Raw genomic sequence first — 14,050 nt, forward strand, 5'->3', positions numbered from 1 at the left:
GTACGCGGCCGGGCCGCGCGAGTGTAAGGATTTTAAATTAAAAACGAAGGCCGGGCAAGCGAAATCCCAAAATCGGGGCCACTTCCCGGCGTTGGAGGCGCAGTTATACTAGGTTACCAACAAATTATTGACAAAAAAGCCGTGGAATATTATGATTAGCCGCCATTTTGACGTGGCGCGTTTTTTTATCTCCGGCGCATGAAGTCTTTTTTACGTAAAATCGGCGGCCCCGGGCCGGCCATTATTTTCATATCGGCGTTGGCGTATCGCCTCGCGTACTTCCTCACCGTGCGCGACGACCCGCTCATGACGTACGTCGACGCCGTACCGGACGCGTCGTTGTACCACAATTGGGCCGTGGATATTATTAACGGCGTTGGCCCGGCGACGGCGTACTATATCGGGCCCGCGTACGCCTTCTTCCTCGCGCTGGTCTACAAACTATTCGGCGTGGACCTTTACGCCGTAATTTTGGCTCAGACGGTCCTGGGCGCGGCTACGGCGGCCTTGGTTTACGTCCTGGCGCGGCGCCTGTACGGCTCTTTGGCCGCGGCGGTCGCGGGCGGCGTTTGGGTCTTCTATCTCCCGGCCGTCTTCTACGATACGCAAATTTTACCGGCGTCGCTCATGCTCTTTTTGGTCACGGCGTCGCTGTTGTTGTTGGCGGTGGCGCTCGACTTCGGCCGGCGGTGGTTCGCGGCGGGCGCGGCCGCGGGGTTGCTCTTCGGCGCCGCGGCGTTAACCCGACCCAACTTGTTGCTGTTCGTACCGGCGTTGGCGTTGTGGCCGCTCCTGCGGCGGGGTGCGGCGTGGCGCGCGGTGGCCGGTTTTGCGGTCCCGGTAATATTGATTATAAGCGCGGTAACGGTCCGAAATAAAGTGGCGGCCGACGAGTGGGTCGTGGTCTCGTCGCAAGGGGGCGTGAACTTTTTTATCGGCAACAACCGCGGGGCGCCGGGGTCGTTTATGTCGCCGCCGGGGACGATTGGGAGGCCCGAGGCGCTGAACGAAATCCAGACGCGGGGCGCTGGCGGAGGCCGCGTTCGGGCGGCCGGTGACCGCGGCCGAGGCGTCGCGGTGGTGGCTCAAACGCGGCCTGAGGTACCTGGTGCGGAACCCGGGCGACGCGGCGCTGCTCTACGGCCGCAAGATTTCGCTCTTGACGAATAATTACGAGGTGACGTTGAAAGCGGACTTCCGCTTTCGGCGCAACTTCTCCTTTTTGCACCGCGTCCCGGTCCCGTACTACGGCCTGTTGTTCGCGTTCGGCGCGGTGGGGCTGGCGTTGGGTTGGCGGGGCGAACCCCGCGGAAGGCGGGCTTGGCGATATTTTTTCTCGCGACGGCGCTGTCGGTGGTGCTCTTCTTCGTCGTCGACTGGTACCGCGTGCCGCTGGCGCCGGTTCTGGCCGTCGCCGCGGGGAACGGCGCCGCTCGTATCCGGGAGGACGCGCGGCGTCGCCGTTGGAAATCGGCCGCTCTCGCGACGTCGGCCGTGGCCCTCCTGCTCGCTTTCTCCTGGGTCCCGGGCGTGGGTTGCGACCGCGACGGCGTCGCGACGCAGTCGTACTTCAACTACGGTACTTACTACCTCTTCCAAGGCGACCTTGACGAAGCGGCGGCGCACTTCCGGGAAGCCCTTACGTACAAAGACGATAATGCGTACGCCCTCGGCTACCTGGGCCTGGTTTACGAGCGCCAGGGGCGCGACGACCTCGCCCAGTACTACTACCTCGAGTCGCTCGAGATAGACCCGTTGGACGCCGAGACGAACTATTTCCTCGGCGCCAGCCTGGCGCGCCGCGGCAAGTATAACCTCGCGGTCCCCTTCCTCGAGACCGCGGTAGGGAGTTTCCCCGGTTACGCCGACGGCTGGCGCGCGCTCGGCGAGTGTCACATCAGGCAGGAGGAATACGGCGCCGCGGCCGAGGCTTATCGGCGGTTGGCAAACCTTACGCCGCGCGACGGCGGGGCGCTCGCGCGCTGCGCCGCGGTTTTGATGGAGACGGGGGATTACGACGAGGGGCTGGCGGCCGCGCGCCGGGCCGTCGAGGTTGACCCGGGGGTAGCGGGCGCCCATTTGTTGCTCGGCAGATATTACCGCAGTAGGGGCGACGTCGCCGCCGCGGTCCGCGAGCTGGAGGCCGAGCGCCGCGTTTCGCCCCGTTCGGCCGTAGTATACGCTTATCTCGCCGAGTGTTATTCCACCCTGGGAGAAACGGCCGCCGCGGAGGCGGCCTATCGCCGGTACGTCGCGCTCGGCGCCGCCGCCGAAGTAAGGCCGGAGGCGCGAAAAGAACCGGATTTGAAAAGCCCGACGGATTAAGTTATAATCGCCGTACGCTATGGTTAAAAACAAGGCCGCAACCGAGAGGAGAACCACGCGGGCGCCGTCGGCGCGTGCGGCCGTCCTGGTCGTCGACGACCACCGCGCCGCGGCGGAGGGATTGGCCGAGCTTTTACGCGCCGACGGCTACGAGACGTACGTGGCCTTCGACGTCGACGCCGGCTTGAAGATACTCGAAGACGAAGCCGTCGACGTCGTAATTGCCGATATGGTCATCCCGGGGATGGACGGCCTGGATTTCTTGATGTTGGCGCGCGAGAAGTGGCCCGCGGTTCCATTCGTCATCCTCACCGGCTACGGGACCATCGAGACCGCGGTGGAGGCCACGCGGCGCGGCGCATACGAATACCTGACGAAGCCCATCGACCCCGAGGGTCTGGGCCGCGTCGTCGATAAAGCTCTCGAGAAGCGTAAGCTCGAGCTCGAGAACCTGGAGCTCAAGACGCGGCTGTACGAGAGGTTTTCCTTCGACCGCATCATAGGCCGCTCGAAGCCGATGCAGGAGATATACGACCTCATTACGCGCATAGCGCCCACCAACGCCACCGTTTTGATCTACGGAGAGAGCGGCACCGGTAAGGAGCTCATCGCCGACTCCATCCATTACAACAGCCGGCGCCGCGACGGGCCGCTGGTGAAGCTCAACTGCGCCGCGCTGGCGGAGGGCGTGTTGGAGTCCGAGCTCTTCGGCCACGAGAAGGGGGCGTTCACGGGTGCCGTACGGCGGCACAGCGGACGGTTCGAATCCGCCGACGGCGGCACGCTTTTCCTGGACGAGGTGTCGCAGATCCCGCCGGCGACGCAGGTCAAGCTGCTGCGCGTTCTGGAGGACGGCGTCTTCCAGCGCGTAGGCGGCGCCGAGGATACCCAGGCCGACGTCCGCCTGATCGCCGCGACCAACGCCCGCCTCGAGGAAGCGGTGAGCGAGGGCCGTTTCCGCGAGGACTTATACTATCGATTGAAGGTCGTAACCGTAGACGTGCCGCCGCTCCGCGAGCGGGCCGAGGATATCCCGCTCCTGGTGAACGCGTTCATCCGCGAGTTCAACGAGAAAAACCACCTCGACATCGAGGGCGTGGACGACGACGTCGTCTGGCTCTTCCGCGCGTATAATTGGCCCGGCAACGTCCGCGAACTGCGGAACGTCGTCGAGAGTATGGCGGTGATGGCGCGCTCGAGCCGCCTGACGCGCGCCGACATCCCGCCCAACGTGCAGAAGTCGGTCGAAGAAGCCAAAGCCGACGGCATCCGGGTCGGCATGAAGTTGGCCGACGCCGAACGCTATATGATCGAAAATACGTTAAACGAGCTGGGCGGCAACCGCACCAAGGCCGCCAAAGTTTTGGGAATAGGGTTGCGAACGTTGCAGCGTAAACTTAAATCGTACGGGGTCAATTAACCGTGGGGCACGCTACCGTAGTCGACGGGAAACAGCTCGCCGCGGCCGTAAAGGAAAAAGTAAAGGCCGCCGTGGCCGAGGCCGCCGCGTCGCCCACGCTGGCGGTAGTGCTCGCCCGCGGCGAGGACGGCGCCGCGGCCTATACCGGTTCCCTCGCCCGCGCCGGCGAGGCCGTCGGCGTTAGCGTCGTCGTGCACGAGCTGGCGCCGGAGGCCGGCGAAGCCGCGCGCGTTATTGCCGACGCCAACGGCGACCCCTCGGTACACGGCATAATACTCCAAAAGCCCTTCGCCGGCAGGGATGCGGACGCCGAGCTCGCCGACGGGATATCCGTCGCCAAGGACGTCGACGGCCAGGCCAGCGCGTCGCTGGGCCTTCTGTGGGCCGGGCGGCCGGCGTTCGTTCCGTCGACCGCGGCCGCGGCGTTGTACATCCTGGACGCGTACGGCGTCGAGCTCGTCGGCGCGGAGGCGACGGTGGTGGGAAGGTCGCCGGTAGTAGGCAAGCCCGCGGCGGGCCTGCTGGTCGCGCGCCACGCGACGGTTACGATATGCCACACGCGGACCCGCGACCTGGCGGCGGCCTGCCGGCGCGCGGACGTGCTGGTCGTGGCCGCGGGCTCGGCCGGCCTGGTTACGGGTGATATGATAAAGGCCGGCGCCGCGGTGGTGGATTGCGGCTACAATTTCCTGGCGGACGGTACCGTCGTCGGCGACGTCGCGTTCGAGGAGGCGGCGGAGGTGGCGTCGCTGGTCACGCCCGCCAAAGGGGGCGTGGGGCCGGTGACGACGGCGTTGCTGCTGGCCAACGTGGCCCGGGCCGCGGGGGCGGGGATATCGTTATGAACGACGAACGCGAGTTCCCGCTTTTCGAGGCGCCCGTCGGCCCCGCCGTCTACACCGTGAGCGAGTTTACGGAAGAGGTGCGGGCGACGCTGGAGGGAGCGTTCGACGCCGAGCTCGCGGTGCGGGGCGAGATATCGAACTTCAAACATCACGCCGCGCGGCACATGTACTTCTCGCTCAAGGACGACGCCGCGGTACTGCGGTGCGTATTCTTCCACCCGGCGAACAACAGGCTGCGTTTTACGCCCGAGAACGGCCTGGAGGTCGTCGCCCGCGGCCGGGTTGGCGTCTACCCACCCCAGGGCTCGTACCAGCTCTACGTCTCCTCGCTCGCGCTGCGGGGCGAGGGCGAGCTTATGGCCGCGCTGGAGCGGCTTAAGAAGAAGCTCGCCGCGGAGGGGTTGTTCGACGAGGAGCGGAAGCGGCCGCTGCCGCGCTTCCCGCGCCGGGTGGGCGTGGTAACGTCGCCCTCGGGGGCGGCGTTCCGGGATATCAGGAACGTATTGTCGCGGCGCTGGCCGGGTATCACCATTATACTAAGGCCGGCGAAGGTCCAGGGGGAAGGCGCCGCGGCCGACGTGGCGCAGGCCATAGCCGACTTCGACCGGGCCGGCGCGGCGGACGTCCTCATCGTGGGACGGGGCGGCGGCTCGCTCGAGGACCTGTGGGCCTTCAACGAGGAGGTCGCGGTCCGCGCGATAGCGGCGTCGCGAACGCCGGCGATATCGGCGGTGGGGCACGAGGTGGACTGGACGCTGGCCGACTTCGCCGCGGACGTCCGCGCGCCCACGCCTTCCGCGGCGGCCGAGCTCGCGGTGCGGGTAAAGGAGGACGTCCGGGCCGAGGTAGAGGAGATGGGGCTCGAGGCGCTCGGCGCCGCTCGCGATTACGTCGCCGCCGCGCGCGAGGGGGTGGCGGCGGCCGGAAGGTCGTACGGCTTCCGCGCCGTTCCCGGCCGGTTGGACGAGAGGCGCCAGCGCGTCGACGAAGCCGCCGCCCGGGCGTCGCGGGCCGTAGGCCACGCCGTCGCCTCTTTCCGGGGCGGGTACGTGGAAGTGTCGCGCGCCTTTCGCGCGCTCTCGCCGGCGGCCACGCTGGAGCGCGGTTACAACGTCGCCGGCCGCGACGGCAGGACCGTCAAACGCGCCGCCCAGGCCGGAGCGGGCGAGAGGCTAACGTTACATTTCGCCGACGGCCGCCGGGCCGTGGACGTCGTCGACGGGGAGGCCGGAGAAGTTGCCCAAAAAAGATAAGCCGACGTTCGAGGACGACCTCGCGCGCCTGTCGGAGATAGTGGCCGCGCTCGAGGAGGGCCCCGAGACGCTTGACGAGATGCTCGCGCTCTACGAGGAGGGCGTCGCGATAACCAAGCGGCTGGAAGAGGTGCTGGACCAGGCCGAGACCAGGATTAAGAAGCTGTCGCGCGACGCGGAGGGCGAGCCGGAACTCGAGGACCTCGACGAGGGGGACTGAGTGAGGCGTTGACCCGAGAAGAAATAATAGAAGCTATCGAAGCGCGGGCGCGCCGGGCGCGCGAGTACCTGGCCGCGGACGACTTCCTGTCGGCGGTGGCGCCGGCGCACCTGCGGGAGGCGACGGCGGCGTACCTGAAGCGCGGCGGCAAAGGCCTTCGGCCCGCGGTGGTAATGTTTTGCTGCGGCGCGGCGGGGGGCGAGGAGGATTGGGCGCTGGCCGCGGCGGCCGCGGCCGAGGTGACGCACAACTGGACCCTTATCCACGACGACATCATCGACCGCGACGAGCTGCGGCGCGGCGGCCCGACGGTTCACAACGAGCTCGCCGCGCGCGGGTCGGCGGAGCTGGGCCTGGAGGGCGAGGAAGCGGAGCATTACGGCCTGACGGTGGCCCTGTTGGCGGGGGATATGGGGCCGTGTTGGGCGGCGCATCTGCTGTCTCGACTTCCCGAGAACGGCGTGACGACGGCCGAGACGGCCTGGCGGCTGGGGACCGAGCTCGCCGCGGCCGCGGTCCCGGCGATCCTGGCGGGCGAGACCGAAGACGTGCGATTGAGCCGGGCCCCGCTGGCGGAAGTAACGGTCGAGGCCGTGGAGGATATGCTCGCCAAGAAGACCGGCGTGTTGTACGAGTGGTGCGCCCGGGCCGGGGCGACGGTGGGCGGCGCGGCGCCGGACGTAATAGCTAAACTTGGGGCCTTCGGCCGGTCGTGCGGGACCGCGTTCCAGCACGTCGACGATACGCTCCCGTATTTCGCCGACGAAGGCAAAACCGGCAAGGCCGCGGCCTCCGATTTGCGGGAGGGCAAGCGGACCGCGGTCGTGCTGGGCGCGTACCGAAACGCCGGCGCGGGCGACCGGGAGTACGTCGAGGCGACGCTGGGCCGCGACGACGCCACCGACGAGGAAGTCGACATTTTAAAGGAGAAGCTGGCCGCGCTGGGCGGCGTTGCGTACGCTCGCGAACGGGCGCGCCGGCATCACGAGAGAGCGTTGCAGGAGTTAGACGGCGTTCCGGCGGGCGACTACCGCGACATGCTCGCCGCGTGGGCCGAGTTTTTACTCGCACGAACGTACTGACGGCGGTCGCGGCGACGTCGGCCGGCAATCGTCGTAAGGAATAGGTAATGGCTGAGATTCTCCCCCGTATAAATTCGCCCGCGGACTTGAAGGGCTTGACCGAAGACGAGCTCGAGCAGCTCGCGGACGAGTTGCGGACTTTCATCATAGAGAACGTCTCGCGGACCGGCGGCCACCTGGCGCCCAGCCTGGGCGTCGTCGAGTTGACGGTGGCGCTGCATTACGTCTTCGACTCGCCGCGCGACAAGATAGTATGGGACGTGGGGCACCAGGCGTACGGCCACAAGATCCTGACGGGCCGCCGCGAGGGTTTCGATACTTTGCGGCAGCTCGGCGGCATTTCGGGTTTCCCCAAGCGTTCGGAGTGCGAGTACGACGCGTACGGCGTCGGGCACGCGTCGACGTCGATATCGGCGGCGCTGGGGATGGCCGTCGCTCGCGACCGCAACGGCGAGGACTTCCACGTCGTCGCCGTCATAGGCGACGGCGCGCTCTCGGGCGGCTGCGCGCTGGAGGGCCTTAACGTAGCCGGCCACCGCGAGGATACCGACTTCATCGTCGTCCTCAACGACAACGAGATGTCCATATCGCCGTCGGTGGGCGCCATCGCCGACTACCTCGCGCGCGTCATGTTGTTCCCCCCTTACGACAAGTTCCGCTCCGACATGCAGGACCTCGTGAAATCGGTTCCGGCGTGGGGCAAGTCGCTCTTCGGCGCGGCCCGCCGCCTGGAGGAGTCGATAAAAAACCTCCTCACGCCCGGGATGTTGTTCGAGCAGCTGGGCTTCCGCTACGTCGGCCCCGTCAAGGGCCACGACATCCCCACGCTCGTTCGAACGCTGGAGGGGGTCAAGAAGCTCAACGGCCCGGTGCTGCTCCACGTCCTGACGCAAAAGGGGAAGGGCTACATCCCCGCCGAGAACGACGCCACGACCTACCACGGCCACCCGCCCTTCGACGTCGCCACCGGCAAGCCGCGCAAAAAGGCCGAGGCCAAACCCTATACCAAGGTGTTCGCCGAGACGCTGGTGGAGTTGGCGGAGGAGGACGAGAGCATCGTCGCCATCACCGCGGCCATGCCGGAGGGCACCGGCCTGAGCCTATTCCGCGAGCGGTTCCCGGACCGCTTCGTCGACGTCGGTATCGCCGAGCAGACCGCGGTCCTGCTCGCCGCCGGAATGGCGTGCGAGGGGTTAAGGCCGGTGTGCGCCATCTACTCCACGTTCCTGCAGCGCGCGTACGACCAGGTGAACCACGACGTGTGCTTGCAGAAACTGCCCGTTACGTTCGCGCTCGACCGCGGCGGCGTGGTGGGCGACGACGGCCCCACCCACCACGGCACCTTCGACCTGGCCTATATGCGCCACTTGCCCCATATGGTCGTCAGCGCCGCCAAGGACGAAGCGGAGCTGGCGCAGCTGTTGTACAGCGCGATTTACTACGACCTCGGGCCGTGGTCGATACGGTACCCGCGCGGCACGGCCGTCGGCGTCGAGATGGCCGGCGAGCGGCGCGCGCTCGAGCCGGGCGTCGCCGAGCTGCTCCGCGAGGGCGACGACGTGCTGTTGCTCCCGGTGGGGCGCCTCGTCTACCCGGCGCTCGAGGCGGCGGGGCTGTTGGCCAAGGACGGCGTCGAGGCGGCGGTCGTGAACGCGCGCTTCATAAAACCGTTGGACGAGGACCTGATACTCGAGTGGGGGCGGCGGAGCGGCGCCGTCGTTACCGCGGAGGACGGCTGCCTGGCCGGCGGCTTCGGCTCGGCCGTGGCGGAATTACTTATGGACCGCGACCTGGCCGGCGATATTAGGCTTGCCCGGCTGGGTTACCCGGACGAGTACGTCGAGCACGGGACGCCGCAGCAGCTGTTGGATAAATACGGCTTGAACGCCGCCGGCATAGCGGCCGCGGCCAGGGGTTTGTTGAAGCGGCGGTGAGGGCGGCGTTGGCGAAACGCAGGTTGGACGAGATATTGGTAGCCAGGGGGCTCGCCCCTTCGACCGCGAAAGCGGCCGGTTTAATTATGGCGGGGAAGGTGACGGTGGAAGGGCGGGTGGAGGAGAAGGCCGGGACGGCCGTCGACGAGCGGGCCGACGTCGCGGTCGCGGCGGGGCGCCGGTACGCGTCGCGCGGCGGCGAGAAGCTCGCCTTCGCGCTGGACCGCTTCGGCGTAGACGCCGAGGGAAAGGTATGTTTGGACGTCGGCGCGGCCGCGGGCGGCTTCACCTCTTGCCTGCTGGAGCGGGGGGCGGCGCACGTCCACGCGCTGGACGTAGGCCGGGGCCTTTTGGCTTGGGAACTCCGCGTCGACGAGCGGGTAACGGTGTGGGAAGGTTTCAACGCCCGGGAATTCGACGGCTCGACGCTCGAGCCGGCGCCGACGCTGCTCGTCATAGACGTGTCGTTTATCAGCCTCTGGAAGATACTCGAGCCGCTGGTGCCGACGCTGGCCGAGCTGGAGGAGATGATCGCGCTCGTCAAACCGCAGTTCGAGGCGCCGCGAGACGCGGTGGAACCGGGGGGCGTCGTGCGGGACGCGGCCGTGCACGGCGACGTTATCGCGAAGAACGTGAGGGTATTCGACGAGCTGGGGTTCGCCGCCGTCGGCGTCGCGGCGTCGCCGCTGCGGGGCCCGGCCGGCAACCGCGAGTTCTTCCTGCGCGGCGTGCGGGGCGCGGAAGGCCGCGACCTCGCCGCCGAGATCGCGGCCGTCGTCGCTTCGGAGAACGCTTAACGCAAACCTTTGAAAGGCGTTTCCAAAGGAGGTATTTCCATGTTAAGACGTTCGTTAACCGCGGCGTTGATTTTCCTGCTCGCCTTCGCGGCGGGGGCCTTCGCCGCCGATACCGCGGCCTACATTTACGGCCTGGTTGGCGTCTTCGCCGGGGACTACGACTCGGGCGACAGTAAAATTTACGAGAAGCTCGTCGGTTACTACGATTACGACATCAAGCCGCCGGTCGACCCCTGGCAGGAGGTCGAACTCTCGAGCACCGATTTCGCGGCTTCGCCTTTCGGCTTCGGCTTGAAGGGCGATACCTGGCGCGCGTCGTTCGCCTCGCTGTGGAACCGCCACGAGATCGACTCGATGACGGAGACGCGCCAGGTCAACAACGCGACGCTCACCGCGACCGGCGGGTACATCTTCAACCGCGGGTACTTCGAGGACAAGATGTTGAAGCCGTATTTCGGCGGGTTCTGGCGCGGCAACTGGACCAAGGCCGAGAACGTGGAAAACGGCATTATAGCCAACGGCTTCGGCCCCGACGTGGGCGCCGTGATGGAGTTCGACTTGAACCGGTCCTTCGCGCTCATAACGTTCGGGTACCAGTATAAGGCGTATATGTTGACCGGTACCAAGACGGACGACCCGACGAACCACGGCGCGGACCCGCCCCAGGCGCCCTACTATAACTACACGTACGTGCCGGAGGACGCGGTCCCGGGTAGCGGCTCGAGCTTCTACGTCAGCGCCAAGAGCTCGCTCCAACTACACCGGCGCGTAGGCGCCGAGGTTGAAGTGCGATACGACCTGGACCTGGGCGACTCCTTTATGAACGGCCTGACCTTCGCCGCCGGCCCGAGCCTCTGGCTGTAGCCGGCGCTTAAATCGCTACCCGGGCGGCGCCTCGTTGCTCCGACTGCCGCGTGGGCGGCAGTTTACCCGATGCGTCCAAGAGAGCCTTAGATGTTCGAACGTTACCGCAACGCCGACCTTACGTCCGGGTCCTTGATAAAGCCGATCCTTTGGCTCGCCGTTCCTACCGTCGCCGGGAACCTGCTCCAGAGCGCGTTCAACATCGCCGATATGTACTTCGTAAGCCGGCTGGGGACCGCGGCCATCGCCGCGGTCTCCTTGGCCGGCCTTGTTATCTGGCTGGTGTGGACGACGATAATGGGCGTCGCCATCGGCTCCCAGGCGCTGGTCACGCGGTTCCACGGCGCGCGCGACGGCGCGAGCCTGCGAAAGGCCATGGCGACGACGCTGGCGGCGGCCGCCGTTCTCGCCGTTTTAATGGCGTCGGCCGGGCCGCTTGTGGGGAAACCGTTATTGCAAATATTGGGCGCCGAAGCCCACGTCGTCGACCTGGCGTACGGATACATCACCATATTCTTCTTCGGCGGATTTGCGTTCGTATTTATGGTGATGATCAGCGCTATGCTGCGCGGTCTGGGCGATTCGGTTACGCCGACCATTATCGTCGCCGGGGCCGTAACGGTAAACATCCTCCTCGACCCGGTTTTTATCTTCGGCCTGGGGCCCGCGCCGGAGCTGGGGGTGCAAGGCGCGGCGCTGGCCACGGTGTTGGCGTACGCCGTCGGGTTGGCGGCGGCCGCGGCCGTGTTCACCCGCCGGCATCTGCCGTGGCGGTCTTTCGTGCCCGCGAATTTGAGCGGCAAGATAGCGTGGCAGATATTGACGATCGGCGTACCGGCCAGCACGCAGATGTTGATCCGGGCGGCGGCGGCGATGGTCCTGGTGGGTTTCGTGGCGGCGGCCGGGACCGGGGCCATCGCGGCCTACGGCATCGGCGGCCAGTTGACGGGCCTGATATTGATGCCCGGCTTCGCGCTGGCGATGTCGGCGGCCATCCTGGTGGGGCAGAACCTGGGCGCCGGCAAGAAGGAGCGCGCCGAGCGCACGGCGATGGCCTCGGTGGGGATATACGCGGCCGTCGCGGCGGTGATGATAGTTGTGCTTTTGGCGTTCGCGCGGCGGTGGGTGGCGATATTCGACCATACCGCCGAAGTGGTCGGGTTGGGCGCGCTCTACATATATATCTGCGCGCCGGCCTTTATATTCGTGCCTTTGGGGATGGTGCTCTCGCGGGCGATGAGCGGCGCCGGCGTCTCGGTGCCGCCGCTCGTCGTGACGGCGGTGGTGTTGCTGGGGGTACGCATACCGATGGCGTACGTGTTTACGAAGGTCCTCGGGATGGGGGTGGCGGGGGTGTACTGGGCGATTACGATCCCGACCGTACTCGAGGGCTGCATTATGTACGCGGTATTCAGGACCGGCATTTGGAAGCACAGGAAACTTTAAGGCGAGCGGCGGCCCGCAAAAGTAAAGCCCGGCTCGAGCCGGGCTTTTTTACGTCGCCCCGTTTTTTATTACGCTAACGTAACGGACGCCCGAAGACCTCCTTCGCGGCCCGGGCCACGCGGCAGTGTTCGCGCGACGCCCTCCGTATGTCCCCCTCCTCCAACAGCGAAAAAGCCGGGCACCGGAAGCAGTAGCGGTCGAGCTCGCACCGGGCGCACTCTTCGGCGGTTTCGTCCACGAGGGCGCGGACGCGCTCCGCCTCCTCGCCGTGCCATATCTCGTCGAACGGCTTTTCGCGGATGTTTCCCAGATCGTACGGAAGCGAAACGCAAGGCCAAACGGTGCCGTAGGGGTCGATGGAGCAGTTGTTGAAGCCCGACATGCAGCTGAGCGCCCGGCCGTTGTAGCGGACCGGCGTCGAAATATCCTCGTCGCACGCGTCCGCTTCGCTGGGCGGCAGGCCCACCCAGTCCTTGACGGCTTGGAAATATTCCCGCAGCTGCTCGTCGGTCATCCGCAATCCGAGCGGCTCCCGGCCGCCGTCGTTCGTGACCGAGACGTACGGCGAGTAGCGGAAGTCCGCGCCGAAGGACTTGGCGAGGTCGTGCAGGGTTCTCACCACGTGGTAGTTGAAGTTCATGACGTTCATTTTAATTATGACGTTGACGCCGAGTCCGGCCAACCGACGAGCGGCGGCCATGGCTTTGTCCCAGGTCCCCTCCCGCCCCACGAAGCGGTCGTGGAGCTCGGGGGTGGCGGCGTGTATCGAGATCTCGACCGCGATGGGGTGGAGGGAGGCGATATCGGCGGCCAGGCCCTCGTCGAGCAACGTGCCGCCGGTAAAGATGCGGACGGCGAAGTGTCGCGCGCGCGCCGCTGCCAGGATGTCGACGAAGTCGGTCCGGCAGAGCGTTTCGCCGCCGGAGAGCGTCAGGAAAAGGGTGCCCGCGGCCGCGAGCTGGTCGAAGAGCGATATGTATTCGGCGAGCGTGAGCTCGTCGCCGCCGGGCCGGGCGTCTACTACGTAGCAGTGTTCGCACTCGAGCGGGCACCGGTACGTCAGGTTGCACATCACCGCGATCGGAATCCGGTCGGCGGCCGCCGCGTAGGTCAATTTCCGGTAAAGGCTCTCTTTTTGTTCCAAGGCAGAAAAAACGCCGACGACTTCCGCCCTCGGCCAATTCGAGAGCGACGGCGGCTAGCCGTCGTTCCGGGTTAATATTCCCTTGGCCTCCAGTTCGGCCAGGAACGACGCCAGGTCGGCCTCGACCTCGGCCGCGGGGGCGTCGTACTCGTCGAGCAGCAGGCGCAGGATTTCGTCTTCGTTCTTGCCCTCGTCGAGGAGCTCTACGACCCGAACGCCCGCGCCCTTTACGTTGTGGAGGGTGCTGTCACTCGTCGTAAGGACGAAGTATTCGTCGCCGATTTTACGGTAAGCGATTTCTTTTTTCTTCAGGACGTAGGTCATAGATCGTCCGTAGCCGCGCTTCTTTTTAAGAGTAGGGGACGGGGGGCCAGGTTAATTCGGGGCACTCCGCGTTCCGGATTTTATACGGGGAATCGCAGAATCCCTCGTACTTGAAGCCGTCGGCGCACACCCCCGGAGAGGCTTCGTTTACGCCGCAGGCCTGCGACGTCAATTTGAACACTTGTTCGCTACCGATGGAGGGTTTATCGTACTTCTTTTTCAATTTTCCCCGTCCTTAACGTTGCGGCGTAGCTTCGCATAGCGCCGGGTTTTTCCAGACGGATTTGATTTGGGGCGAATGACGGGCGTAAAGTACCCCGGCCCTTTTTAATACGGGCGTTTCGACCGCGATCGGTTTTCTATATTACCCCCGAGGCGACGGCCGTACCCGCGGCG

The 14,050-nt window shown here is 66.1% G+C and carries 14 protein-coding genes; 11 read left to right on the plus strand and 3 right to left on the minus strand.

Annotated features, from left to right (window positions below):
• Nucleotides 1–198 precede the first annotated feature (198 nt).
• The 11 genes from VMX79_01270 to VMX79_01320 all read left to right on the plus strand — a co-directional run bounded on the left by VMX79_01270 (nt 199) and on the right by VMX79_01320 (nt 12,186).
• On the plus strand, nt 199–1,170 hold the full coding sequence (locus tag VMX79_01270) for a glycosyltransferase family 39 protein (GenBank protein HUV85724.1): 972 nt from the start codon (nt 199–201) through the stop codon (nt 1,168–1,170).
• Nucleotides 1,171–1,320: 150 nt separating this feature from the next.
• On the plus strand, nt 1,321–2,325 hold the full coding sequence (locus VMX79_01275; protein HUV85725.1) for a tetratricopeptide repeat protein: 1,005 nt from the start codon (nt 1,321–1,323) through the stop codon (nt 2,323–2,325).
• A 19-nt stretch (nt 2,326–2,344) separates the two neighbouring features.
• Nucleotides 2,345–3,745, plus strand: coding sequence for a sigma-54 dependent transcriptional regulator (locus VMX79_01280; GenBank protein ID HUV85726.1), 1,401 nt, complete (start codon nt 2,345–2,347; stop codon nt 3,743–3,745).
• Nucleotides 3,746–3,747: 2 nt separating this feature from the next.
• Nucleotides 3,748–4,590 (plus strand): bifunctional 5,10-methylenetetrahydrofolate dehydrogenase/5,10-methenyltetrahydrofolate cyclohydrolase, encoded by an 843-nt coding sequence (locus VMX79_01285; protein HUV85727.1) that lies wholly within the window; start codon nt 3,748–3,750, stop codon nt 4,588–4,590.
• Nucleotides 4,587–5,843, plus strand: coding sequence for an exodeoxyribonuclease VII large subunit (gene xseA, locus VMX79_01290; GenBank protein ID HUV85728.1), 1,257 nt, complete (start codon nt 4,587–4,589; stop codon nt 5,841–5,843). Before VMX79_01285 ends, xseA begins: the two co-directional genes overlap by 4 nt.
• Complete coding sequence (xseB, locus tag VMX79_01295) at nt 5,827–6,063, plus strand: exodeoxyribonuclease VII small subunit (GenBank protein HUV85729.1); 237 nt, start codon at nt 5,827–5,829, stop codon at nt 6,061–6,063. Before xseA ends, xseB begins: the two co-directional genes overlap by 17 nt.
• Before the next feature lie 8 nt (nt 6,064–6,071).
• Nucleotides 6,072–7,145: a polyprenyl synthetase family protein gene (locus VMX79_01300; GenBank protein HUV85730.1), complete on the plus strand. Its 1,074-nt coding sequence runs from the start codon at nt 6,072–6,074 to the stop codon at nt 7,143–7,145.
• A 47-nt stretch (nt 7,146–7,192) separates the two neighbouring features.
• Complete coding sequence (dxs, locus tag VMX79_01305) at nt 7,193–9,079, plus strand: 1-deoxy-D-xylulose-5-phosphate synthase (protein ID HUV85731.1); 1,887 nt, start codon at nt 7,193–7,195, stop codon at nt 9,077–9,079.
• Nucleotides 9,080–9,087: 8 nt separating this feature from the next.
• Nucleotides 9,088–9,876 carry a TlyA family RNA methyltransferase gene (locus VMX79_01310; protein HUV85732.1) on the plus strand — a complete coding sequence of 263 codons (789 nt, stop codon included), beginning with the start codon at nt 9,088–9,090 and terminating at the stop codon, nt 9,874–9,876.
• A 39-nt stretch (nt 9,877–9,915) separates the two neighbouring features.
• The gene (locus tag VMX79_01315; GenBank protein ID HUV85733.1) at nt 9,916–10,740 is read left to right on the plus strand and encodes a hypothetical protein; all 825 of its coding nucleotides are present in this window, start codon (nt 9,916–9,918) and stop codon (nt 10,738–10,740) included.
• 90 nt (nt 10,741–10,830) lie between these two features.
• Nucleotides 10,831–12,186: an MATE family efflux transporter gene (locus tag VMX79_01320; protein HUV85734.1), complete on the plus strand. Its 1,356-nt coding sequence runs from the start codon at nt 10,831–10,833 to the stop codon at nt 12,184–12,186.
• Between the two features lie 73 nt (nt 12,187–12,259).
• Here the strand turns inward: VMX79_01320 and VMX79_01325 are convergent, their stop codons facing one another.
• From VMX79_01325 to VMX79_01335, 3 genes are read right to left on the minus strand one after another with little or no spacing between them, the layout of a single operon-like run.
• The gene (locus VMX79_01325) at nt 12,260–13,330 is read right to left on the minus strand and encodes a radical SAM protein (protein ID HUV85735.1); all 1,071 of its coding nucleotides are present in this window, start codon (nt 13,328–13,330) and stop codon (nt 12,260–12,262) included.
• Between the two features lie 54 nt (nt 13,331–13,384).
• Nucleotides 13,385–13,654, minus strand: coding sequence for a PqqD family protein (locus VMX79_01330; GenBank protein HUV85736.1), 270 nt, complete (start codon nt 13,652–13,654; stop codon nt 13,385–13,387).
• Between the two features lie 25 nt (nt 13,655–13,679).
• Nucleotides 13,680–13,877 (minus strand): hypothetical protein, encoded by a 198-nt coding sequence (locus VMX79_01335; protein ID HUV85737.1) that lies wholly within the window; start codon nt 13,875–13,877, stop codon nt 13,680–13,682.
• Between the last annotated feature and the right edge of the window lie 173 nt (nt 13,878–14,050).

The organism is bacterium (assembly GCA_035529855.1).
GTDB lineage: Bacteria > RBG-13-66-14 > B26-G2 > WVWN01 > WVWN01 > WVWN01.

Bases quoted from the DNA above. Each gene is read 5' to 3' on its own strand.
- VMX79_01270 (HUV85724.1), top strand. From the start codon at position 199: ATGAAGTCTTTTTTACGTAAAATCGGCGGCCCCGGGCCGGCCATTATT.
- VMX79_01280 (HUV85726.1), top strand. From the start codon at position 2,345: ATGGTTAAAAACAAGGCCGCAACCGAGAGGAGAACCACGCGGGCGCCG.
- xseA (HUV85728.1), top strand. From the start codon at position 4,587: ATGAACGACGAACGCGAGTTCCCGCTTTTCGAGGCGCCCGTCGGCCCC.
- dxs (HUV85731.1), top strand. From the start codon at position 7,193: ATGGCTGAGATTCTCCCCCGTATAAATTCGCCCGCGGACTTGAAGGGC.
- VMX79_01315 (HUV85733.1), top strand. From the start codon at position 9,916: ATGTTAAGACGTTCGTTAACCGCGGCGTTGATTTTCCTGCTCGCCTTC.
- VMX79_01320 (HUV85734.1), top strand. From the start codon at position 10,831: ATGTTCGAACGTTACCGCAACGCCGACCTTACGTCCGGGTCCTTGATA.
- VMX79_01330 (HUV85736.1), bottom strand. From the start codon at position 13,654: ATGACCTACGTCCTGAAGAAAAAAGAAATCGCTTACCGTAAAATCGGC.